At 61.0% G+C, this 23,025-nt stretch carries 23 protein-coding genes and 1 pseudogene; 6 read left to right on the top strand and 18 right to left on the bottom strand.

What is annotated here, in order from left to right; genetic code table 11:
• The first annotated feature begins 119 nt into the window (after positions 1–119).
• From J3P81_RS03975 to J3P81_RS03960, 4 genes are all read left to right on the top strand, one after another.
• Entirely contained in the window at positions 120–1,136 is a 1,017-nt protein-coding gene (locus J3P81_RS03975) for an outer membrane protein assembly factor BamD (protein ID WP_420767628.1), read from the top strand.
• 122 nt (positions 1,137–1,258) lie between these two features.
• Positions 1,259–1,492 (top strand): PP0621 family protein, encoded by a 234-nt coding sequence (locus J3P81_RS03970; RefSeq protein WP_434562250.1) that lies wholly within the window; start codon positions 1,259–1,261, stop codon positions 1,490–1,492.
• A complete protein-coding gene (locus J3P81_RS03965) occupies positions 1,482–3,071 on the top strand; it encodes a two-component system sensor histidine kinase NtrB (protein ID WP_434562248.1) in 1,590 nt (529 codons plus the stop codon). Before J3P81_RS03970 ends, J3P81_RS03965 begins: the two co-directional genes overlap by 11 nt.
• Before the next feature lie 65 nt (positions 3,072–3,136).
• A complete protein-coding gene (locus tag J3P81_RS03960) occupies positions 3,137–4,414 on the top strand; it encodes a sigma-54-dependent transcriptional regulator (RefSeq protein WP_434564078.1) in 1,278 nt (425 codons plus the stop codon).
• Positions 4,415–4,599: 185 nt separating this feature from the next.
• Here the strand turns inward: J3P81_RS03960 and J3P81_RS03955 are convergent, their stop codons facing one another.
• The 10 genes and pseudogenes from J3P81_RS03955 to J3P81_RS03910 all read right to left on the bottom strand — a co-directional run bounded on the left by J3P81_RS03955 (position 4,600) and on the right by J3P81_RS03910 (position 12,590).
• Positions 4,600–4,668, bottom strand: a complete 69-nt coding sequence (locus J3P81_RS03955; protein ID WP_434564077.1) for a hypothetical protein — start codon at positions 4,666–4,668, stop codon at positions 4,600–4,602.
• The gene (locus tag J3P81_RS03950) at positions 4,665–4,793 is read right to left on the bottom strand and encodes a hypothetical protein (protein WP_434562246.1); all 129 of its coding nucleotides are present in this window, start codon (positions 4,791–4,793) and stop codon (positions 4,665–4,667) included. The genes J3P81_RS03955 and J3P81_RS03950 overlap by 4 nt, the downstream gene beginning before the upstream one ends.
• Positions 4,794–5,521: 728 nt before the next feature.
• Positions 5,522–5,620, bottom strand: a pseudogene (locus tag J3P81_RS03945) (nucleoid-structuring protein H-NS); the annotation flags it as partial.
• A 186-nt stretch (positions 5,621–5,806) separates the two neighbouring features.
• On the bottom strand, positions 5,807–6,907 hold the full coding sequence (gene thiO / locus J3P81_RS03940; RefSeq protein ID WP_434562244.1) for a glycine oxidase ThiO: 1,101 nt from the start codon (positions 6,905–6,907) through the stop codon (positions 5,807–5,809).
• 56 nt (positions 6,908–6,963) lie between these two features.
• A complete protein-coding gene (locus J3P81_RS03935; protein ID WP_434562242.1) occupies positions 6,964–7,368 on the bottom strand; it encodes a type IV pilin protein in 405 nt (134 codons plus the stop codon).
• A gap of 10 nt (positions 7,369–7,378) precedes the next feature.
• Positions 7,379–10,471 (bottom strand): pilus assembly protein, encoded by a 3,093-nt coding sequence (locus tag J3P81_RS03930; RefSeq protein ID WP_434562240.1) that lies wholly within the window; start codon positions 10,469–10,471, stop codon positions 7,379–7,381.
• On the bottom strand, positions 10,458–10,952 hold the full coding sequence (locus J3P81_RS03925; RefSeq protein WP_420767636.1) for a pilus assembly PilX family protein: 495 nt from the start codon (positions 10,950–10,952) through the stop codon (positions 10,458–10,460). The genes J3P81_RS03930 and J3P81_RS03925 overlap by 14 nt, the downstream gene beginning before the upstream one ends.
• A complete protein-coding gene (locus J3P81_RS03920) occupies positions 10,949–11,662 on the bottom strand; it encodes a PilW family protein (protein ID WP_420767637.1) in 714 nt (237 codons plus the stop codon). The genes J3P81_RS03925 and J3P81_RS03920 overlap by 4 nt, the downstream gene beginning before the upstream one ends.
• Positions 11,659–12,120, bottom strand: coding sequence for a type IV pilus modification protein PilV (gene pilV, locus J3P81_RS03915; RefSeq protein ID WP_434562238.1), 462 nt, complete (start codon positions 12,118–12,120; stop codon positions 11,659–11,661). Before pilV ends, J3P81_RS03920 begins: the two co-directional genes overlap by 4 nt.
• Positions 12,117–12,590, bottom strand: a complete 474-nt coding sequence (locus tag J3P81_RS03910; protein WP_420767639.1) for a GspH/FimT family pseudopilin — start codon at positions 12,588–12,590, stop codon at positions 12,117–12,119. The genes pilV and J3P81_RS03910 overlap by 4 nt, the downstream gene beginning before the upstream one ends.
• A 141-nt stretch (positions 12,591–12,731) precedes the next feature.
• On the opposite strand from J3P81_RS03910, the gene J3P81_RS03905 reads away from it, so the two are divergent.
• Positions 12,732–13,271, top strand: a complete 540-nt coding sequence (locus J3P81_RS03905; RefSeq protein WP_420767640.1) for a GspH/FimT family pseudopilin — start codon at positions 12,732–12,734, stop codon at positions 13,269–13,271.
• Here the strand turns inward: J3P81_RS03905 and ispH are convergent.
• From ispH to murJ, 6 genes are all read right to left on the bottom strand, one after another.
• Positions 13,225–14,172, bottom strand: a complete 948-nt coding sequence (gene ispH / locus J3P81_RS03900) for a 4-hydroxy-3-methylbut-2-enyl diphosphate reductase (RefSeq protein ID WP_420767641.1) — start codon at positions 14,170–14,172, stop codon at positions 13,225–13,227. The two genes, J3P81_RS03905 and ispH, sit on opposite strands and share 47 nt — an antisense overlap.
• A 135-nt stretch (positions 14,173–14,307) precedes the next feature.
• Positions 14,308–14,745, bottom strand: a complete 438-nt coding sequence (fkpB, locus tag J3P81_RS03895) for an FKBP-type peptidyl-prolyl cis-trans isomerase (protein WP_420767642.1) — start codon at positions 14,743–14,745, stop codon at positions 14,308–14,310.
• A complete protein-coding gene (gene lspA, locus J3P81_RS03890; RefSeq protein ID WP_420767643.1) occupies positions 14,738–15,250 on the bottom strand; it encodes a signal peptidase II in 513 nt (170 codons plus the stop codon). Before lspA ends, fkpB begins: the two co-directional genes overlap by 8 nt.
• Complete coding sequence (ileS, locus tag J3P81_RS03885; RefSeq protein WP_434562236.1) at positions 15,243–18,074, bottom strand: isoleucine--tRNA ligase; 2,832 nt, start codon at positions 18,072–18,074, stop codon at positions 15,243–15,245. The genes lspA and ileS overlap by 8 nt, the downstream gene beginning before the upstream one ends.
• A 13-nt stretch (positions 18,075–18,087) precedes the next feature.
• Positions 18,088–19,026, bottom strand: coding sequence for a bifunctional riboflavin kinase/FAD synthetase (gene ribF, locus J3P81_RS03880; protein ID WP_420767645.1), 939 nt, complete (start codon positions 19,024–19,026; stop codon positions 18,088–18,090).
• 129 nt (positions 19,027–19,155) lie between these two features.
• On the bottom strand, positions 19,156–20,694 hold the full coding sequence (gene murJ / locus J3P81_RS03875) for a murein biosynthesis integral membrane protein MurJ (protein ID WP_434562234.1): 1,539 nt from the start codon (positions 20,692–20,694) through the stop codon (positions 19,156–19,158).
• A 254-nt stretch (positions 20,695–20,948) separates the two neighbouring features.
• Here murJ and rpsT point away from each other — a divergent pair, with 254 nt between their 5' ends.
• Complete coding sequence (gene rpsT / locus J3P81_RS03870) at positions 20,949–21,227, top strand: 30S ribosomal protein S20 (RefSeq protein WP_020798646.1); 279 nt, start codon at positions 20,949–20,951, stop codon at positions 21,225–21,227.
• Positions 21,228–21,414: 187 nt separating this feature from the next.
• Here rpsT and J3P81_RS03865 read toward each other — a convergent pair whose 3' ends face one another.
• The gene (locus J3P81_RS03865; RefSeq protein WP_420767647.1) at positions 21,415–21,879 is read right to left on the bottom strand and encodes a CreA family protein; all 465 of its coding nucleotides are present in this window, start codon (positions 21,877–21,879) and stop codon (positions 21,415–21,417) included.
• Between the two features lie 9 nt (positions 21,880–21,888).
• Complete coding sequence (proB, locus tag J3P81_RS03860) at positions 21,889–23,007, bottom strand: glutamate 5-kinase (RefSeq protein WP_434562232.1); 1,119 nt, start codon at positions 23,005–23,007, stop codon at positions 21,889–21,891.
• Positions 23,008–23,025 lie beyond the last annotated feature (18 nt).

The following is a 23,025-nucleotide window of genomic DNA, read 5'->3' as shown; positions in this document are numbered from 1 at the left end:
TTCGGCTGCGCGCTTGTGGTTAAATACGGCGTCTTTTGCCCCGAGGCTTTCAACGGGGCGCTCATCATAACAGGACGGCCCCGCCCAAGACAGCGGCCGTCATAGGGACGCAAGCCGCCATGCAAGTGAAACACCTGCTGCTGATCGCCATCCTCGCATTGACTGCTGCTTGCTCGTCGAAGGAAGTCGTAGACGAAAACCTGAGCGAAGTCGAACTGTACCAACAGGCGCAGAACGACCTGGATAACAACAGCTACACCAGCGCCACCGCCAAGCTGAAGGCGCTGGAGTCGCGGTATCCGTTCGGTCGCTACGCCGACCAGGCGCAGTTGGAGCTGATCTACGCCAACTACAAGAACGCCGAGCCGGAAGCTGCCAAGTCCGCCGCCGAGCGCTTCATTCGTCTGCACCCGCAGCACCCGAACGTCGATTACGCTTACTACCTCAAGGGCCTGACCTCCTTCGACCAGGACGTCGGACTGCTGGCGCGCTTCCTGCCGCTGGACATGACCAAGCGTGACCCGGGCGCCGCGCGCGACTCCTACAACGAGTTCGCCCAGCTGACCAGCCGCTTCCCCAACAGCCGTTATTCGCCCGACGCCAAGCAGCGCATGATCTACCTGCGCAACCTGCTGGCGTCCTACGAAATCCACGTAGCTGATTACTACCTGACTCGCCAGGCTTACGTCGCCGCCGCCAACCGTGGCCGATACGTGGTGGAAAACTTCCAGGAAACCCCATCGGTCGGCGACGGCCTGGCGGTGATGACCGAAGCCTACCAGCGCCTGCACCTGGACGAACTTGCGGCCACCAGCCTGGAAACCCTGAAGCTGAACTACCCCGACCACCCTTCCCTGGTCGACGGCCAATTCACCCCACGCGTCGACGAAGCCGACAACCGTTCGTGGCTGAGCAAGGCGACCCTTGGCCTGATCGAGTCCCGTCCTCCGCTGCCACCGGGCGAAACCCGCGCCAACCAGGACGTACAGCGTCAGTTCCAGGATGCCAAGGAAGCCATTCCGAACGAGCTCAAGCCAAAGGATGAAAATGGCGACGTGATCGAAGAGCCAGAGCCTGAAAGCGAGTCCAGCGACCGCTCCTGGTTCAGCTACATGACCTTCGGCCTGTTCGACTGACACACGGCCCGATGAAAAAGGAGACTCGCGAGTCTCCTTTTTTGTGCCTGGGTTTTATTGCGCTGTGCGCCGTTCCTGTCCTTGGCTAAACTGCCTGATCTCTAGCCAAAAAGTCGCCCACCATGCTTCGTCTATTGTTCTGGATCGTACTGATTGCCGCCGCGATATGGCTGTGGCGCAAGTTCAAGGGTGCCTCCTCCGCGTCCAACGCGCCCCGGGAGCAGGACGCGCCGCCGATGGTTCGCTGCGCCCATTGCGGCGTTCACTTGCCACGGGACCGGGCGCTGGAGCTCCAGCAACAATGGTACTGCAGCCAGGCTCATCTCGAGCAAGGCCCGGGCACTCGTGATCGCTAAGGACGAACGCCCTCGCGTCAAACAGGCGCAGCGCCTGCTGCGTCTTTATCACCTGTACCGCCTCAGCATCGGCATCACCCTGGTGCTGTTGATCTCCAGCAACATGGACAACCGCCTGCTGGAGTTCGCCAACGACGACCTGCTACGCAGTGGCAGTTGGTTATACCTGATATTGAACATCCTGCTGGTAGTGTTCCTGGAGAACACTCGCCACCCCGCGCGACTGTTTGGCCTGGCATTGACCGACATATTGCTGCTGTCGTGGCTGTTCTTCGTCGCGGGCGGCGCCCCCAGCGCCATCGGCAACCTGATCATAGTGTCGGTGGCGATCGGCAATACCTTGCTGCGCGGCCGAATCGGCCTTCTGCTCGCCGCTGTGGCCACCCTCGGAATCGTCGGCTCGACTTTCGTGCTCGGCCTCAGCGATTCGAGCCGGCCCAGCAGTTATTTGCAGGCGGGCACCCTGGGCGCCTTGTGCTTTGCCGCCGCGTTGCTCGTGCAGCGCCTGACCCGACGACTGGAAGCGAGCGAGATCCTCGCCGAGCAAAGGGCCAGCGAAGTGCTCAGCCTCGAAGCGCTCAACGCATTGATCCTGCAACGCATGCGCACCGGCATCCTGGTCCTGGATCGTCAACGCAGGGTTCAACTGGCCAATGAAAGCGCCTTGAACCTGCTGGGCATGCATGACCTGATCGGCCAGCGAATCGACGATTCATCGAGCGCCCTGGTCGAACGACTGCAACTATGGCTGAACAACCCCAGCCTGCGGCCGCAAAGCCTGACCATCAGCGGCAGCGGCCTGACGTTGCAGCCCAGCTTTATCGCCCTGGGATCGCAGGATCAGCAGCAGATCCTGGTATTTCTCGAAGATCTGGCCCAGGTGGCCCAACACGCCCAGCAACTGAAGTTGGCTTCCCTCGGTCGCCTCACCGCCGGTATCGCCCATGAAATCCGCAACCCGCTGGGAGCGATCAGCCACGCTGCGCAATTGCTGCGCGAGTCCGAGGAACTGAACGACGCGGACCGGCGTCTGACGCAAATTATTCAAGATCACTCCCAACGTATGAATCGCGTCATCGAGAATGTCCTGCAGCTGTCACGCCGCCAGCAAACCGCGCCCCAACGCCTGGATCTACGCACCTGGTTGGAGCAATTCGTCCAACAGGCCAGGGAAAGCGCCGCGCAACACCAACAGTTGCACCTGGACATCGCTCCAGGCGACTACATCACCCTGATGGACCCCGGCCAGCTGGCCCAGGTGCTGGATAACCTGCTGCGCAACGCCTGGCGCCACAGCGCAATGGCCCATGAACAGGCCGAGGCGTGGCTGGAGCTATTCATCGATCCCCGCAGTCAACTGGCGACACTGGACATCCGCGACAACGGCCCCGGCGTGACACCTGACCAGCAGACACACCTGTTCGAACCGTTCTTCACCACCAGCAACCAGGGCACCGGCCTTGGGCTCTATCTGTCCCGTGAGCTGTGCGAAAGCAACCAGGCCCGCCTAGACTTCAAACCACGCCAAGGCGGCGGCTGCTTTCGCATCACCTTTGCTCACGGACGGAAACAGATTTGAATACACGCTCACGGCAACGAATCCTGGTCGTCGATGACGAGCCGGACATCCGCGAACTCCTGGAAATGACCCTGGGAAGGATGAAACTCGACACCCGCAGCGCCAAGAACCTGGCCGAGGCGCAATCCGCCCTGGCGGGCGAAGCCTTCGACCTGTGCCTGACCGACATGCGCCTGCCCGATGGCACCGGCCTGGAACTTGTGAAACATATCCAGAAACGTTATCCCCAACTGCCCGTGGCGATGATCACCGCCTACGGCAGCCTGGACGTCGCCATCGACGCCCTCAAGGCCGGCGCCTTCGATTTCCTGACCAAGCCCGTGGACCTGACTCGCCTGCGGGAACTGGTCGGCAGCGCCCTGCGCCTTTCAGCGGCCATCCCGCCCGCCGCCACCGTCGAACGCTGTCTATTGGGCGATTCGCCACCGATGCGCAGCGTGCGCAAGCACATCGAAAAACTGGCCCGCTGCCAGGCGCCGGTGTACATCAGCGGCGAATCGGGTTGCGGCAAGGAACTGGTCGCCCGCCTGATCCACGAGCAAGGGCCCCGTGCCAGTCAGCACTTCGTGCCTGTCAATTGTGGGGCGATTCCCAATGAGCTAATGGAAAGCGAGTTTTTCGGCCATCGAAAAGGCAGCTTTACCGGCGCCATCGAAGACAAACCCGGACTGTTCCAGGCCGCGCACGGCGGAACGCTGTTCCTCGATGAAGTGGCCGACCTGCCGCTGGCGATGCAGGTCAAACTCTTGCGCGCCATCCAGGAGAAAGCCGTTCGCGCCGTCGGAGGCCAGCAGGAAGAAGTGGTGGACGTACGAATCCTCTGTGCCACCCATAAAGACCTGGACGCTGAAGTCGCCGCCGGGCGCTTTCGCCAGGATTTGTACTACCGACTGAACGTCATCGAACTGCGCGTCCCGCCCCTGCGCGAACGCCGTGAAGACATCGAACCCCTGGCCAACCACATGCTCCAGCGCCTGGCCGCCAGCACTGGCAACCCTGTGGCGAAGCTGCACCCACAAGCACTCGAGGCTCTGCGCAACTATCGTTTTCCGGGCAACGTGCGGGAATTGGAAAACATGCTGGAAAGGGCCTATACCCTTTGCGAACACCATCAGATCGAGGCCGATGACCTGCGCCTTGCCGAGAGCTACGCGGGTGGCGACGTGGCCAATGCCGACCTGGTGCGGGTCGACAACCTGGAAGACTACCTCGAAGACGTTGAACGCAAGGTCATCCTCCAGGCGCTGGAGGAAACCCGCTGGAATCGCACGGCGGCGGCACAACGATTGAAGTTGTCGTTTCGATCGATGCGATATCGGTTGAAGAAGTTGGGGTTGGATTAGCTCAAGGCTTGGGGTTCATGCTCATCCCGTGGCGAGGGAGCTTGCTCCCGCTGGGCTGCAACGCAGCCCTAATCTGGCACCTCGCTGTATCAGGCGGACCGAGTCGTTGCTGTTGGGGCTGCTGCGCTGCCCAGCGGGAGCAAGCTCCCTCGCCACATGGGTTGTGATTACCGCAGAGGCGCCGTCTACCGCCCGGTCACCGGTACCTGCTCGTCCAGCACTCGATTGGCGAGCAATTCACCCAGTTCAATCAGTTGCTGTACGCCCAGGGCGATTTGTCGATGGTGCGCTTGGTGGCTTCATCGAGCCCTTCTGGGTTAAGGCTGGCGTCAGGAGAGGCTTTATTGTTTTCTGAAGGTAAAGAAGGCTTGCCATACATTGCGGTACTCCAAAGAGGAATGGATTACCAAGTTAGCGGGCCGCGACGCCCGGACGCTGAATTGGCAGCGACGGGAATAGGTTAGCGAGAGTTCTTCCCACCCGACAACCGCCAGACCTTGTCGGATAATTCGGCTTGGGTCAGGCGGTTGGCCGACCATTCCCACAAAGGCTCGTTGGCTGAGGGCAGTGGATATATCCATTTTTGCGGTAACGGCTACCTAGGGTTCCGCCCTTACGGCGGGTCACTTTCGAAAAGCGCGAAAGTAACCAAAGCGCTTTTGCCCCACCACTCGGCACCTCGCTTAGGCGAGGTGTTCCCTCACTCCGGCATTGCTCCGTGGGCCCGCCGCGAAGGGCCATCCATGGCCCAGCGCGGCTATCCCGGCATCCATGCCGGAATGCCCACTACACAATGCCTGCGTTCGGCCAGCGTGGTTTAACGGGGCGTATAGATCAAAATCAAAAGCAGAGCAACAGCAAAAGCAGAGCAACAGCAACAGCAGCAGCAACAGCAACAGCAACAGCAACAGCAACAGCAACAGCAACAGCAACAGCAACAGCAACAGCAACAGCAACAGCAACAGCAACAGCAACAGCAACAGCAACAGCAACAGCAACAGCAACAGCAACAGCGGACGGACCCGCATTAGCTTGATGACGATCTACAGATTTGTGGGCCACCGCAAATCCCACAATTTGGATTGGAGTGTGACTGCCGTTGATTTTGATTTTGATCTGAGGCGCCCCGTTAACCACGATGGCTGAACGCAGGCCTTGCGCAGTGGGCACCTCGGCATGGATGCCGAGGTAGCCGCGCTGGGCCATGGATGGCCCTTCGCGGCGGCCCGCTGCGCAAGGCCGGAGTGAAGGCATGCCGAGCCTAGGCGAGGCACCGAGTGGTGGGGCAAAGCCTTTTTGGTTACTTTTTTGGCGTCTGAAAAAAGTGACCCGCCGTAAGGGCGGAACCCTAAGCAGCCATTACCGCAGATATGGATATGTACCCGATCACAACTACAACCGCCCAGCCGGCGCATAAGGCACAGGATCAACCACCGGCTCGCGCCCCAACATCAAATCCACAAACAACCGACACGAAGCCGGCGCCAGCACCAGCCCATTGCGATAATGCCCACAGTTCAACCAAAGCCCCGCGAACCCCGGCACTTCGCCAATATAGGGAATCCCTTTCGGCGACCCAGGCCGCAACCCCGCCCAGTGCCCAACCACTTCGGCATCGGCAAGCTCAGGAATAAGCGCCACCGCCGAAGCCTTGAGGCTCTCCAGCGCGGCATCGGTCGGCGTCTTGTCAAAGCCCTCACGCTCCAGCGTACTGCCAACCAAGATGTGCCCATCACGACGTGGAATTGCGTAGCGCCCCTTGGCCAGGACCATGCTCGACAAAAAATCCTCCGCGCATTTGTACAGGATCATCTGCCCCTTCACCGGTTCGACCGGTAACTTCAAGCCCAATGTCTTGAGCAGCTCGCCACTCCAGGCGCCAGCCGCCAATACCACTTGATCGCCGTGAATCGCTCCAGCCGAGCTGTCCACTCCCACCACGCGCTCACCGTCGCGTATGAATCCCCGGACTTCGCAGTGCTCATGGAGCGTGACGTTGGGCAGCGCTGCCAACGCGGCCTTGAGGGATTTCACCAGCCGGGGATTACGCACGTTAGCCACGTCGGCCATGTAGATCGCCCGGGAAAACCCTGAGCCCAGCACCGGCACGGCGTCGTGAACCGCCGAGATATCCACGGCGCGCAACGGACGCCCTTCCCGCTCGGCCCAGGCCAGCGCTTCGTCCTGGTCATCGAGGTCGAGCCAATACAGCCCGGTGACATGCACCTGTGGATCAATCCCGGTGGCGGCAAACAAGCGCTCGCCCAGCTGTGGATAAAAATCCTGTGACCAATGGGCCAGCGCGGTGACCGCCGGGCTATAACGCCACGGGTACAACGGCGAAACGATACCGCCACCCGCCCAGGATGACTCCTGCCCAACGCCGGAGCGATCCAGCAGCACGACGCGCTGCCCCTCGCAGGCCAGATTGAATGCGGTCAGCAGGCCAATCACCCCACCGCCGACGATCACCACTTGCTGTTGCCTGGTCATGTTCTGTTTCGACTCATTAGACAAAGGGCGCAACGCCGCGCCCATCAATAGAAAACTCAGCGGCCCCAACAGTCCTTGACGGTCACCCCGGCAGCGGCGTTCGTGATGTCCCGCTTGCCCGTGTTGTTGATCGTGAAATCACCGCACTTGTCCGCGGCCATGGACGAGCCGCTCCTGCGCGCGGCCGTCAACGTGAAGGTCTGGTCCGTCAAGGTCGTAGGGATAATGGTGTAGAAGTCATTCCCAGTGCTCAGGCCGGTCGCGTTGGAATAGACGTTGTTCTTCGAGTAGTGACGCTCGAGGATCTGCGCCTGCTCCGACAGCAGCGAGGCAATCTCGGTACGCCGGGCCTTTTTAATGTATTCGGTCAGACTCGGGTAGCCGATGGTGATCACGATACCGATGATCGCGATGACAATCATGATTTCGATCAAGGTGAAACCTCGGTTGGATCTGTGCATGCCTTGCCTCTCACTGTATTTGTCGCCACATGATGCGGCGGCTGCCGCCGACGGCTTTGCCCAGCAGATCGGTGATACCACCACCGGAGTCGTTCACGATCATATTAGTAGCCCCGTTGGCACTGACCACCGCGCTTAGGGTCGGGATCCCGCCCGTGAACACCACGCCGGCGGAAATCGTGTCGAGGCTGTTGAGCGAACCATCGTTATTGGTATCGAGTACCGCATAGTTGAGCATCTTACCGTTGAACGCATCCACTTCGATCAATTTGCCGGTACCGAAGCTGGCGCATGGGTCGGTGGTGTCCACGGCGGCCGTGGTGAAGACAACGCGACCAAGTACCAGGTTGGCCGGATTGATGACACGCTCGCCGGTGAGCGCATTGTTGTATGTCAGCGGCAGATACCAGCCTTTTTTCGTGGGATAGGCCACGTCGGTCTCGCTGGTCGTTATGAACTGCCCCGTAGCGCCGGAAAAGATACCCGTGATTGACTGGGCTTGCAGGCTCGAGACGGTGATCTGCCCCGTGCCGCCAGTGGCGTCCCAGATTGAATAGAATCCCTGCAGATCCTTGTTGAGCTTGTCCACGGACTCGTTGAATTTGCCCGTGCCGAAAAACACTTGAATGCCGCCCTGAGGGTTTTCCGCCAGCAAAGGTTGGGCGGTAATCGGCTGGGTCGTCCCGCCGGGGGCGGTGAACAATGGCTGACCGGCGAATGCCAGGCCCCAGGTGTTCGGTGAGGTACCACTGAGGTCGAATTTCCACATCCGTCCTCTCAGGTCACCGCCATAGGCGGCCTGAACCACATTCTGGGAATTGACCCGAAGCTTGACCGACGACAGCCCGTTATTGGTTTCGCTGCTGTTGACGATGATTTTCCGGATCAGCGAACCGTCGCGAATATCCACCACGTACAGCGCGGCCACACCGGTGTTGCTGCCGTAACCATTGGAGATAAACGCGGCCCAACGGCCATCCGCCAACCGTGCCACTTCGGGGCGTGCGTAGGCGTAGCCCAGGTCATTGAAGGGGTGTGCTGTGTTGGCGACCGTCGGCGCGCTGATTTCCCACAACGCCCGAATCGCGTTGCCCGCCGATGCATCGAACAATTGCACCGCATAAAAAGCCCGGCCACCCGCGCCGGTTCCGCCCAGGGCAAGGGTTTTCCAGACGGAGCCCAGCTGTGCATCAAAAACGCCGAGCTGCCCATCCACCAGGAATTTGTGGCTTACGCCGTTGACGTAGCTAGGGTCGGCGATGAGCTGCAACGACGGCAGGACGCTCGATGGCATGTAAGCGTAACGCCGGGTGCCGTTCGTACTGTTGATGACGCTGAAGAAACCATCGTTGGCGTTCACCACCAGGCTGGCGTTCATGTTCGCCGCCTTGGTCGTCAGGTAGGCGCTGTAGCTGGTGTCATTCACCAGGTCGGAGGCGGTCTGGTCGTTGGGCGAAGCCAGCAGCAGCGGTGAATTGATGATGTCCCCGAGCAAGGCGCTGCGCGCTTTCAGCCCGGTCTTGTTGATGCCCTTGCTCCATTCCACCAAATCGTTGCCGGTGACCCCTGTAGGCAGCCCCTGGCTCAGGCTGGTCTGCTGAGCCGGGGAGAAGTTCCCGTAGGCCAGGGTTACCGGCACGTTGGTGGCGGTGCTCCAGGACTGATAGATCGGCGCCGTCGCGCCGGGCACGATAGCGGTGTCGGTGGTCCATTGAACCGCCGCCGTGTTGACCGTCCCGGTGGAGTTGAAACCGAACGCCTTGATGGTCCCGCGCCAATCCCTGGGGTCATAGGTGGTCTGGTAGTAACTGGAGGTGCTTGAGAGCGTGGCGCCATTGCTGGTGCCGCCGCCTCCCGAACCGGCCTTGGAGGTGATGTCGCTGAGGGCCGATGACAGCGCCGAGTTCAAGCCCTCGCTGTCGGTGGCCGGATAATATTTGCCCGCACCATAGCGAGCGGCGTCGGAAAGCATCTGGTTAGTAACGGCAAACCCTACGGTATAAGTGTTGAGGTACTGCCGGCGAAACTCGGCCCCATCCCAGCTCTTGCCCGTGACATCGGTGCCTGTGGTGCGCATGTCAATGTCGAAGGCGAACTTGGCGATGTCATCCAGATAAAGCGTGTCGCCCTCCGCATCGCCGCTGGAGCTGGCACCATCGTTGGTACTGATGCCATCCCAGTTCGGCAAGCGGTTGCCCCCTAGGGGGTCGTTGGTTGGAAACGTGCGGTCATAGGTGGGTAGGCCATCCGTGATCACCACGCCAAAGTTCTTCTGGCATCGGTATTGGATCGGGCTGGTATAGGTGCTGGGTGTACCGTTGTAATACGGCGCCATGCCTCGGAAATAGCGGGTGACTTCGTAATAACTTTCGGCCAAAGGCGTGTTGGCAACGGCGCCCAAGCCGTTGATGGCGTTGATCAAGGCGCTGTAGTTATTGTTGGCCTGGGCCTGGGTCACGCTGCCACTGACTGAAGAAAGATCGCTGATGGCCCGGGCAATGTAGCCGCCCGGGCCGGAGTTGCTGCTGTTGGGCGGGTTGAAGGTGGCAAGGCCAATGCGCAGGGCGCGGTTGTTGGCGACCAGGTCGGTCGAGACATCCCGTGCAACGTTGATGCGATAATCGTTGGGAATCGTCCCCGTGGTGAAGTCCCGGCTGGCACCGTTGGCCAGGGTTACCAGATAGGCCAGGTACTTCCCCGCGTAACGGGTATTACCCCCGCCCACCGGATCTGGCAGTCGCAGACAGATTCGCCCGATGCCGGTCCGATAGAAGCCGTACCAGCCAGACAAGCAGCCGCCCCGCAACAGGCTCACCAACAGAATGTTCGAATCGTCCTGATCCAGCTCATACCTGTCGTTGCAGTTGTTACTGGAGTTACATGCAAAGGTGCGCGTCTGCGTCACCGCCGGATCAAAGCCGGCGGCCCAGATGATGTTGTTCATGCTCCCGGAATCATCGATCAGCAGCATCACGTTGGGCGTCACCGCCGCCGCGCTCAACAGAGGCGACTCCGAAGGCGTGAAGCCATAGACCGGCGCCGCCAGGTAAAGGCTGAGCAACGCCCCCCACAACGAACCGAGCAACGCCCTAATACTTCGCATAGATGCTCTCCACCACGCTGCGCTGATTGTTGCCCACTACAGCCACCGCAGTGATCCGATACAACGTCGCCGAGGTATTGACCGGCACGTTGACTGCCGCAAGGGTCGTGCCGATATTCTGCACGCCATAAAAGCCGCCCGCGGCGGCCACCCAGAGCACCCCCGACGACGAATTACGCCCCGCGCCTGTCACCGTCGCCGACTCGGCCGGTGGAGCACATTGTGCCGGGGTGCTACAGACCGGCAATGAATACGTCTCGACCTGCACAGCGCTTTCCCCCACCCTCAGCGCAGCCTCGGCCAGTTGGAACGACTGGTTGCGCTGCATGACGCTGCCGGTCATTTTTTCCTGGAGCGTGGCGCTCTGCATCGACGACAGGCCGATCAGCGTCAATAGCAGCAAAAAAACCAGGCTGACCAGCAATGCCATGCCGCGCTGGCGATGTCCGAGGCCTGTCGAAGTCATCGGTCGCTCCCTCATGGCAGCCGGTTGCGCAAGGCGGCAACCACGTTGAAGGTCTGGTCGCGCACGCTGTTCCTCGGATCGAACAACGTCAGTGTCAAGCGCACGCTGCGAATCAGCGCCGGGTCGGTCGGGTTGGCGCTGTAGTTGGTGGCCGCGATATCCGTCGCACTGTCGGCCACGCCAAAGGTCACGTCGAACGCCCGCACGTTGTCCACCAGCACCGCCATGGTCGGGTTGCCGCGGCCACTGCCCAGGAGCAGTTGATTGTTGCTGAAACCGTAGATCAAACGACGAATCGGAAAAGCCAATTGTCCGCTCGCCGGTAATCGCGCCCCGGTGTAGGCGGTCGCCGTGTTACGGCAGTCGGAAATGATCGTCCAGGCCGGCGTGCCGCCGCTGTTGCCGATGTCGGCCGTCACCAGGGTCAACCTTCGGTTGGCGTTGTCCCAGCGAATGGGGGTGAGCTGGCTGGCGGCGAAATCATTGTTCGAAGAGGCATCGGTGATGGTCGCCAGGCAGCCAAACATGCCCACCATGCGAATCTCCTGGATCATCTTGCTCAAGGCAAACCGTGCGTCCTCCTGCATCACCGCCGCAGCGTTCTGGCTGACATAGGTGTTCTTGGCCGAGATGAAAATCTGCACGACGCCCAACACCACGACCAGGCTGATCACCAGCGCGATCATCAATTCAATCAGGCCGAATCCCCGGTTGCTTCTATTCATGGTGGCGTCGCCACCGGGTCGACGGCGACACGGCTGGTCAATACGAAGCTACGCCTGGCCTGCGCTGTGTTTGTCGTGTTGGCGGCCCGGGCATCGTCCCAGGAAACAGTGATGGTGTAGACCCGCTGATTCAGCGCGACAGTGCCCGTGGCCGTGGCGCCGCCGAAGGCGACGATGTTGGTCTTGAAGTCGTACAGGTCCTGGTCCCGGGCCACGCTGAAATTGGGTGAGCTGGGCGGCGTGATGGTGTAGTCGGCGGCTGAATTGGCGCGGATACGGTCCATCAGGTCGTAGGCGATGAAGCTGGCCTGGCTGGTCATGCGCGAGCTGTCGGTGTACTTGAGCGCATTGAGCTGGACCATCGCCGCCCCCAACAGGCCCACGCCAAGGATCAGCACCGCCACCAGCACCTCGATCAGCGTCATGCCCTCCTGTGCCCGTCTACTGCAACCCTTCATCCGCAACTTCCATCCAATACAATTCGTCCATTGAGGCAAACACTGAGCGTCCTGCTCTGCGCCCCCCGTACGTAACTGAAACTCACCGGCGTGGCCGGTGCCGATAATCCGCCCAGGTTGTTGAAATCGATACTGGTCACATCTGAGGTTAGCGTCAGAGTCACGCCGCTGCCCATCGCTGGAACAACCCGCAATACATTGGCCGGATTGCCGGTGCTGTCATACACGGTCAACTCACCACTCCAGGCTCCGCCCTGCGTCGTGGGACGAATTCGCGTGGTAATGCCACGATTGATCGCTTCCATTCGCGCGAAGTTCAAGGCACGGCGCAAGTCGCCGATCTCGGTATCGGCCTTGCTGCTTTGCAGCGACCCGGTGAACGACGGCACCGCCATGGTGATCAGGATCAACAGCACACCGAGGGCCACCAGCAGCTCGATCAGCGTGAAACCTTTTGTACGAAGATCCATCGATGCCCTCCGTTGCCGTCGGCTATACCTGCTTCTACAACGCTAGAACAAACCACCGCTTGTGGCGAGGGAGCTTGCTCTCTCGCCACAACATGCTTCCTGCCAATCGCGCCGCTTCATACTCTCCAGGGAGGAGACGTCATGTACCAACAAGGCTTCAGCCTGCTCGAACTGCTCATGGGACTGGCAATTGCCGCGATTGTTCTGCCATGGGCCGGCACAAGCTGCAAAGAGCTGATCGAATCCATGCAGCGCGAGGATACGGCGCAGTTGCTGCTCAGCGGGTTGCGCAGCGCCCGCAGCGAAGCCATCACGCGCAACCGCCGGGTGCTGATACAAGGAATAGACAACGATTGGGGTAAAGGCTGGCGGATCACGCTGGACAACAAGGAGAAAACCTTGCTGATGGAGCGCAGCGCACACGCTCGGGTGATCGGCAACTCGACGGTCAAACGCAGGGTGAGATTCGGCAGCCAGGGGGAAGCGCTGCACCTCAATGGCTCTTTCCAGGCCGGCACCCTGCATGTCTGCGCCAAGCGCGAACCGGTCAGCCATCACCAGGTGATATTGGCGCCCTCCGGCCGCGTCCGTCTGGAAAGTATCGAAGCCGAACAGGCCCTGTGCGCAAAAGGACTTAAAGCAGGGAGCGGACGCGCAGTTCCTTCGGCATCGAAAACGTAATGTTTTCCTCGCGACCGGCCAGCTCGTCAGCCCCGGTGGCGCCCCAGGCCTGCAACTGCTCGATTACGCCACGTACCAGGACTTCCGGCGCGGAAGCACCGGCGGTGATGCCGATCCGCTCGACGCCGTCGAACCAGCTGCGCTGCATGTCTTCGGCACCATCGATCAGGTAGGCCGGGGTGGACATGCGCTCGGCCAGTTCGCGCAAGCGATTGGAGTTGGAGCTGTTCGGGCTGCCGACCACCAGGACCACATCGCATTCGTTGGCCAGTTGCTTGACCGCGTCCTGACGGTTTTGGGTCGCGTAGCAGATGTCATCCTTGCGTGGTCCGCCGATAGCCGGAAAGCGCGAACGCAAGGCATCGATGACCCGACTGGTGTCGTCCATGGACAGAGTGGTCTGGGTGACGAAAGCGAGCTTTTCAGGATTGCGCACCTGCAAGGCCGCCACGTCTTCCTCGTCCTCGACCAGATAGATGGCGCCGCCGTTGCTGGCGTCATACTGGCCCATGGTGCCTTCAACTTCCGGATGGCCCTCGTGCCCGATCAGGATGCATTCGCGACCGTCACGACTGTAGCGGGCCACCTCGATGTGAACCTTGGTGACCAATGGGCATGTGGCGTCGAACACCTTCAGGCCGCGACCGGCGGCTTCGGTACGCACCGCCTGGGAAACGCCGTGGGCACTGAAGATCACGATGACGTCGTCCGGCACCTGGTCCAGTTCCTCGACGAAAATGGCCCCGCGACTGCGCAGGTCCTCGACGACGAACTTGTTGTGCACCACTTCATGGCGCACGTAGATCGGAGGCCCGAAGACTTCCAGGGCGCGGTTGACGATTTCGATCGCCCGGTCCACGCCAGCGCAGAAGCCACGGGGGTTGGCGAGTTTGATTTGCATGCTGTGCCTCGTGTCTGTGGGAGCGAGCCGGCTCGCGATACGGTGGATCAGTCAACTCGATGGCGACTGTGACTCAGCTTTCGCGAGCAGGCTCGCTCCCACAGGTATTGTGGGGGCGATAATTGCCGTTAAACCTTAAACCGCCTTGACCTCAAGAATTTCCACTTCGAAACTCAAGGTCTTGCCCGCCAATGGATGGTTGAAGTCCACCGTCACCTGGGCATCGTCGAAAGCCTTCACCACACCCGGCAGCTCGGCGTTGGCCGCATCGTTGAAAATCACCAGCAGGCCCTCGGACAGTTCCATGTCCTGGAATTGCGAGCGTGGCATGGTCTGCACGTTTTGCGGGTTGGGCTGACCAAAGGCATTTTCCGGTGGAACGACCACGGTGCGCTTGTCGCCGGCCTTGAAACCGAAGAGCGCCGCCTCGAAGCCCGGCAGCAGGTTGCCGTCGCCGACCTTGAACACCGCCGGCGCCTTGTCGAAAGTGCTGTCGACCGTGTCGCCGTTTTCCAGGTGCAGGGCGAAGTGAAGCTTCACTTCGGTGTTTTGAGCGATACGCTGCTCAGTCATGGACGGCTTCTCCGGTTTTCTTGCTCTTGAACATATCCAGGGCGAGCATCACGGCGCCCACGCTGATGGCGCTGTCGGCAAAGTTGAACGCGGGGAAGTACCAGCGATTCTGCCAATGCACCAGGATGAAATCGACGACGTGGCCCAAGGCAATCCGATCGTAGAGATTGCCCAGCGCCCCACCCAGGACCAAGGCCAGCGCCACCGCCAGCCAGGTTTCGTCACGCCCCAGGCGCTTGAGCCAGACCACCAGCACGGCGCTGACCACCACGGCGATCAGCGCGAACAGCCAGCGCTGCCAGCCCGAGCTGTCGGCCAGGAAGCTGAACGCTGCACCGGTGTTGTAGGCCAGGGTCCAGCTGAAGTAGTCAGGAATGACCACGATCTGCTGGTACAGGGTCAACGACCCCTCGAAGTAGTACTTGCTGGCCTGGTCGATCACCAGCACCAGCACGCTCAACCAGAGCCAGCCCAGCCGCCCGAAACGGCCCGCCACATTAGGCATAGTGGCGAACCTCGCCTGTGCCGCTGATGTTGTCGACGCAACGACCGCAGATTTCCGGATGCTCCGGGTTCACGCCGACGTCTTCACGGCAGTGCCAGCAACGGGCGCATTTGACGAAGCTCGACTTGACCACCTTGAGCTTCAGGCCACTCACTTCGGTGACCACAGCATCGGCCGGCGCCTGCGCCAACGGCGCGACACTGGCGGTGGAGGTGATCAGCACGAAGCGCAGCTCGTTGCCCAGTTTCGCCAGGTCGGCGCCCAGGGCGTCTTCGGTGTAGAGCGTCACTTCGGCCTGCAGGTTGCCGCCGACGGCCTTGGCCGCCCGCTGAATTTCCATTTCCTTGTTGACCGCTGCCTTGACCGCCATCACTCGATCCCAGTACGCACGGTCCAGCTCGAAGCCTTGCGGCAGTTCGGTCAGGCCTTCGTACCAGGTGTTGAGCATCACCGACTCATTGCGCTCGCCCGGCAGGTATTCCCACAGCTCATCGGCGGTGAACGCCAGGATCGGCGCGATCCAGCGCACCAGCGCTTCGCTGATGTGGAACAGCGCGGTCTGGCAGGAACGGCGCGCCTTGCTGTTGGCGCCGGTGGTGTACTGGCGATCCTTGATGATGTCGAGGTAGAAACCACCGAGCTCCTGCACGCAGAAGTTGTGGATCTTGGAGTAGACGTTCCAGAAACGGTATTCGCCGTAGTGTTCCTGCAATTCGCGTTGCAGCAGCAAGGTACGGTCCACGGCCCAGCGATCCAGGGCGAGCATGTCTTCGGCCGGTAACAGGTCGGTGGCCGGGTTGAAGCCGGTCAGGTTCGAGAGCAGGAAACGCGCGGTGTTACGGATTCGCCGGTAGGCGTCGGCGCTGCGTTGCAGGATCTGCTCGGAAACCGCCATCTCGCCGGAGTAATCGGTGGACGCAACCCACAAGCGCATGATGTCAGCGCCGAGGGTGTCGTTGACTTTCTGCGGCGCGATCACGTTGCCCAGGGACTTGGACATCTTGCGGCCGGACTCGTCGACGGTGAAGCCGTGGGTCAGCAGCTCGCGGTACGGCGCGTGGTTGTCGATGGCGCAACCGGTCAGCAAGGACGAGTGGAACCAGCCGCGATGCTGGTCCGAACCTTCCAGGTACAGGTCGGCGCGCGGGCCGGTCTCGTGGCCCATCGGGTGTGAACCGCGCAGCACGTGCCAGTGGGTGGTGCCGGAGTCGAACCAGACGTCCAGGGTGTCGCTGATCTTGTCGTACAGCGGCGCTTCGTCGCCCAGCAGCTCGGCGGCGTCCAGCTTGAACCAGGCTTCGATGCCTTCGGCTTCGACGCGCTGGGCAACTTGTTCCATCAGCTCGACAGTACGCGGGTGCAGCTCGCCGCTTTCCTTGTTCAGGAAGAACGGAATCGGCACGCCCCAGTTGCGCTGGCGAGAGATGCACCAGTCCGGACGGTTGGCGATCATCGAGTGCAGGCGCGCCTGGCCCCAGGCCGGCACGAACTGGGTCTCTTCGATAGCCTTGAGCGAACGCTGGCGCAGGGTGTCGCCGCTGGTGGGCTGCTTGTCCATGCCGATGAACCACTGCGCCGTGGCACGGTAGATCAGCGGGGTCTTGTGGCGCCAGCAGTGCATGTAGCTGTGCTCGATGACGGTGGTGTGCAACAGCGCGCCGACTTCGGTCAGCTTGTCGACGATGGCCGGGTTCGCTTTCCAGATGAACTGGCCGCCGAAGAATTCCAGCGACGGCACGTACACGCCATTGCTCTGCACCGGGTTGAGGATGTCATCGTTGACCATGCCGTATTTCTTGCAGGTCACGAAGTCGTCAACGCCATAGGCCGGCGCGGAGTGAACCACGCCGGTGCCCGCGCCCAGTTCCACGTAGTCGGCCAGGTACACCGGCGACAGACGGTCGTAGAACGGATGGCGGAAATTGATCAGTTCCAACGCCGAACCTGGCGCGGTGGCAACCACCGAACCTTCGAGGCCGTAACGGGCCAGGCAGGATTCGACCAGCTCTTCGGCCAACACCAGCAGCTTGTCACCGACATCGACCAGGGCGTAGTTGAATTCCGGGTGGACGTTCAGCGCCTGGTTGGCCGGGATGGTCCACGGGGTGGTGGTCCAGATCACGATAGCCGCCGGCTTGGCCAGCTTGCCCAGGCCGAACGCGGCGGCGAGCTTGTCTTCATCGGCGATCGGGAATGCGACGTCGATGGTCGAGGACTTCTTGTTTTCGTACTCGACTTCCGCCTCGGCCAGGGCCGAACCGCAATCGAAGCACCAGTTCACGGGCTTGAGGCCCTTGAACACGAAGCCACCCTCGACGATTTTCGCCAAGGCACGGATTTCGCCGGCTTCGTTCGCAAAGCTCATGGTCTTGTACGGGTTGGCGAAGTCGCCCAACACGCCGAGGCGGATGAATTCGGATTTCTGCCCTTCGATCTGCTCGGTGGCATAGGCACGGCACAACTCGCGGGTCTTGTCCGCGCCCAGGTTCTTGCCGTGGGTCACCTCGACCTTGTGCTCGATCGGCAGGCCGTGGCAGTCCCAGCCCGGGACATACGGCGCGTCAAAACCCGACAGGGTCTTGGAGCGGATGATCATGTCCTTGAGAATCTTGTTCAGCGCGTGACCGATGTGGATGGTGCCGTTGGCGTACGGAGGGCCGTCGTGCAGGACGAACTTCGGACGATCCTTGCCAATTTCGCGCAACTTTCCGTACAGGCCAATGCTGTCCCAACGCTGCAGAATCTGTGGTTCGCGCTGAGGCAGGCCGGCCTTCATTGGGAAGGCGGTGTCCGGAAGGTTTAGCGTGGCTTTATAGTCGGTCATTTAAGGCTCTTCATTAGCGATTGGCGCTGGTTGCGACAAGGGCACGGGCGGCGGCGATATCTGCATGGATCGCCGTCTTGAGCGCCTCCAGAGAGGCAAAACGCTGCTCTTCACGCAGCTTCTGGTGGAAAACCACCGTCAAACGCCGGTCATACAGATCGCCGGCAAAATCCAGAATGTGTACTTCGAGATGGGCCTTGCCATCTCCCTGGACCGTCGGCCGTACACCGATATTGGCGACGCCGGGCCAGGTCTTGCCATCGATGTCGACACTCACCAGGAACACCCCGGTGAGCGGCACACGACGGCGCTTGAGCTGCACGTTGGCCGTTGGCGTGCCTAATTGGCGCGCCAGTTTCTGCCCATGCAGGATCCGCCCGGCAATCCGGTACGGCCGGCCGAGCAAGCGCTCGGCCAATTCGAAGTCGGCGGCCGCCAAGGCGTTGCGGACCTGGGTGCTGCTGACGCGCAAACCGTCCATCTCGACGGTCTGCGCCGCTTCAACCGTGAAGCCCTGGGCGATACCTGCCTGTTGCAGGTAATCAAAATCTCCGGACCGATCACAGCCAAAACGGAAGTCATCGCCGACTTCCAAGTGTTTCACATCGAGACCATCCACCAGGATGGTATCGACGAATTCGGCGGCACTGAGTTTGCTCAGGCGCTGGTTGAAGGCCAGGCACAGGACCCGGTCGACGCCTTCGGCGGCCAGCAGCTGCAGCTTGTCCCGCAGCCGCGCCAAGCGGGCCGGAGCGGTGTCCGGGGCGAAAAACTCCCGGGGCTGCGGCTCGAAGATCACCACGCAGCTGGGCAGGCCCAATTCCAGCGCACGCTCGCGCAGCCGCGCCAGGATAGCCTGGTGACCACGGTGGACACCGTCGAAGTTGCCAATGGTGGCGACACAGCCCCGATGGCGGGGACGCAGGTTGTGAAGGCCTCGAACCAGCTGCATAACGCGCTTCTTGCTCATAAAGTGGCCGATTATAACCACACCCGGCGGTCGGTGACAGGCAACACCGTAACCCAAAGTGATCGAACCGACAAAACCGCCGTCGGGCCCGTGATCATACAGAGCAGGTGCTCAGTTCAAGGCTTTGCGATTGAAGTCGCGCAAACGGAACCCCATCAGCAGCAACATGCCGAAATACGCCACCACGCCCGCCACGACCAACACGCCCAGGCGCAGGAAACGCTCGAGCATCTGCCCTTCGCCCCAAGCCGGCATGAAGTGCATCCCGGCCAACAATACCGCCGACATCACCGTCACGGCGACCAGCAGCTTGAGGCCGAACTTGCCCCAGCCCGGCAGCGGTTGATACATCTTCTGCTTGCGCAGTTGATAGAACAGCAGCCCAGCGTTGAGGCAGGCCCCTGCACTGATTGCCAAGGCCAGGCCGGCATGGGCCAGGGGACCGATGAGCAACAGGTTGAACAGTTGGGTCATCACCAGCGTGAAGACCGCGATCTTCACCGGCGTGCGGATGTTCTGCTGGGCATAGAAACCTGGCGCAAGGACCTTGATCACGATGATCCCGAGCAGCCCCACCGAATAGGCAATCAGTGCCCGCTGCGTCATCAGGGCATCAAATGCATTGAATTGACCGTACTGGAATAAGGAAACGGTCAGCGGCTCGGCGAGGATCCCCAACGCCAGCGCGCAAGGCAGGACCAGCACGAAGCACAGGCGCAGGCCCCAATCGAGGATCCGCGAGTACTCATGGCGATCCTGGCTGGCGTAGGTCTTGGCCAGGGTCGGCAGCAGAATCGTGCCCAGCGCCACGCCCAGCACGCCGGACGGCAACTCCATCAAGCGGTCGGCGTAGTACATCCACGACACCGAGCCAGCCACCAGAAACGAGGCAAAAATGGTGTTGATGATCAGCGAGATCTGACTCACCGAGACACCGAGAATCGCCGGCAGCATCTGCTTCATGACGCGCCACACGCCGCTGTCGCGCAGGTTCAGCCGCGGCAGCACCAGCATGCCGATCCTCTTCAGGTGCGGCAGTTGATAGAGCAACTGCGCCAGGCCACCCACCAATACCGCCCATCCCAGGGCCATTACCGGTGGATCGAAATACGGCGTCAGGAACAACGCAAACACGATCATGCTGACATTGAGCAGCGTCGGCACGAAGGCCGGCACCGAAAAGCGGTTCCAGGTATTGAGGATCGCCCCGGCCAGCGACGACAGTGAAATCAGCAATATATAAGGAAAGGTCACCCGCAACAGATCCGAGGTGAGCTGGAATTTTTCCGGCGTGTCGGTGAACCCTGGCGCGGTGGCCCAGATCACCCAAGGCGCGGCGAGCATGCCGGCGGCCGTGACAAGTGCCAACACCAGCGTCAGCAACCCCGTTACATAGGCGATGAAGGTGCGGGTCGCCTCGTCGCCCTTCTGGCTTTTATATTCCGCCAGGATCGGCACGAAGGCCTGGGAAAAAGCCCCTTCGGCAAAGATTCGCCGCAGCAGGTTGGGCAATTTGAACGCAATGAAGAAGGCGTCGGTGGCCATTCCGGCACCGAATATCCGGGCGATCAGCGTATCGCGAACGAATCCCAGGACACGGGAAAGCATCGTGATAGAGCTGACGGCAGCCAACGATTTAAGCAGATTCATGAAAAGAGTTTTTGCCTGTCGATAAACAGCAGGCGAACAATGCGCCCACTTGTGCGATACTCCGCGCCGCTAAACAGCACAGCGCCAAAGCCCGCGAGTTTACAGGTCGCACGCCGGAAAGAAATCATTCGGTGCGCCGCACCTGCCATTCAGCGGAACGTGTCACCCGCCCTTGACAAGACCTCAACTCATCGGCATGATTCGCGGCCTATTTTGTTTGCTATTTCCTAAAAAGTCTTTCGAGGAGCTCGACGGTGGCCAACTCACCTTCCGCCAAAAAACGTGCAAAACAGGCTGAGAAGCGTCGCAGCCACAACGCCAGCCTGCGTTCCATGGTCCGTACCTACATCAAGAATGTAGTCAAGGCCATCGACGCAAAAGACGCTGAAAAAGCACAAGCTGCTTACGTTCTGGCTGTGCCAGTTATCGACCGCATGGCCGATAAAGGCATCATCCACAAGAACAAGGCTGCTCGCCATAAGAGCCGCCTGAATGGCCACGTAAAGGCCTTGAACGTTGCCGCTGCTGCCTAAGCGACGCGCTCGTTAAAAAACCGACCTCAGGGTCGGTTTTTTATTGCCTGCGATTTATCAACCACACAGCAAAAAAACTGTGGGAGCGAGCTTGCTCGCGAATGCTGTCTGCCAGCAGCATTGATGCCACCTGACACACCATATTCGCGAGGCAAGCTCGCTCCCACACAGGGGCATTGAGCGTAGGTTATTGAGCCCGAGCCCACGGCAGGATCGGAATCGCCGTCACCGCATTTTGCGGGCTGCCCTCGATCACGCGATCGCTATAGACCAGATACACCAGCGTATTGCGCTTCTTGTCGAGGAACCGCACCACCTGCATGGTCTTGAACACCAACGAAGTGCGCTCGCGGAACACCTCTTCGCCGTCCTTGAGGTCGCCCTTGAAGCTGATGGGCCCGACCTGCCGACAGGCGATGGACGCCTCGGCGCGATCTTCGGCCAGGCCTAGACCGCCTTTTACACCACCGGTCTTGGCCCGCGACAGGTAACAGGTCACGCCGTCCACCTTGGGATCGTCAAACGCCTCGACCACGATCCGATCGTTCGGCCCGACAAACTTGAACACCGTCGAGACCTGGCCGATTTCCTCGGCCGAAGCCAGCAGCGGCAGTGCCAGTAGCAAACCGATCAATCCTTTTGCCATACCCATGTTTTTTCCTTAGACGAGGATCAGGTTGTCACGGTGGACCAATTCGGGCTCCGCCATGTAACCCAACAAGCCGACGATCGCATCAGACGACTGGCCGATGATTTTCTGCGCTTCCAACGCGCTGTAGTTGGCCAGACCGCGGGCGATTTCGCGACCGTCCGGCGCGACGCATACCACCATCTCGCCGCGACGAAAACTGCCCTGGACCAGCTTCACGCCCACTGGCAGCAAACTCTTGTTGCCCTGGGACAAGGCCGACACCGCCCCCGCATCCAGCACCAAGGTGCCACGGGTTTGCAGATGCCCGGCCAGCCATTGCTTGCGTGCCGCCAGCATGCCGCGCTCGGGCGACAACAATGTTCCGATACGCTCGCCATCCTTCAGGCGATCCAATACACGTTCCAGCCGACCACCCACGATAATCGTATGCGCCCCAGAGCGGGCCGCCAGGCGCGCCGCGCGCAGCTTGGTCTGCATGCCGCCACGCCCCAAAGCCCCGCCGGTGCCACCCGCCACGGCATCCAGCGCCGGATCATCGGCGCGGGCCTCGTAGATCAGCTTGGCGTCGGGATTGTTGCGTGGATCGGCATCGAACATGCCGTCGCGATCCGTGAGGATCACCAGCAGATCCGCCTCCACCAGGTTCGCCACCAGCGCGGCCAGGGTGTCGTTGTCGCCAAAACGGATTTCGTCGGTGACCACCGTGTCGTTCTCGTTGATAACCGGGATAACCTTCAGCTCGACCAACGCCCGCAACGTACTGCGGGCATTGAGGTAGCGCTTGCGGTCGGACAGGTCGTCATGGGTCAGCAGGATCTGCGCCGTGTGGCGGCCATGCTCGGCGAAGCTCGACTCCCAAGCCTGGACCAGGCCCATCTGGCCGATGGCGGCGGCAGCTTGCAGCTCATGCATCGCGCTGGGTCGCGACGTCCAGCCCAGGCGACTCATGCCGGCAGCCACGGCCCCGGAAGAGACCAACACCAACTCGACACCCGCCTCATGCAAGGCCACCATCTGTTCGACCCACACCGCCATAGCCGTGCGATCCAGGCCCTTGCCATCCGCCGTCAGCAGTGCGCTGCCGATCTTGACGACCCAGCGCTGCGCACCCGTCACCTTGCTCCGCATTTTCTTCAACCTTTGCCA

It is taken from the genome of Pseudomonas sp. R1-6 (assembly GCF_051132115.1).
Lineage (GTDB): Bacteria > Pseudomonadota > Gammaproteobacteria > Pseudomonadales > Pseudomonadaceae > Aquipseudomonas.
Note: the sequence above shows the minus strand (reverse complement) of the source record. Positions and strands in the feature narration are given on the sequence as shown.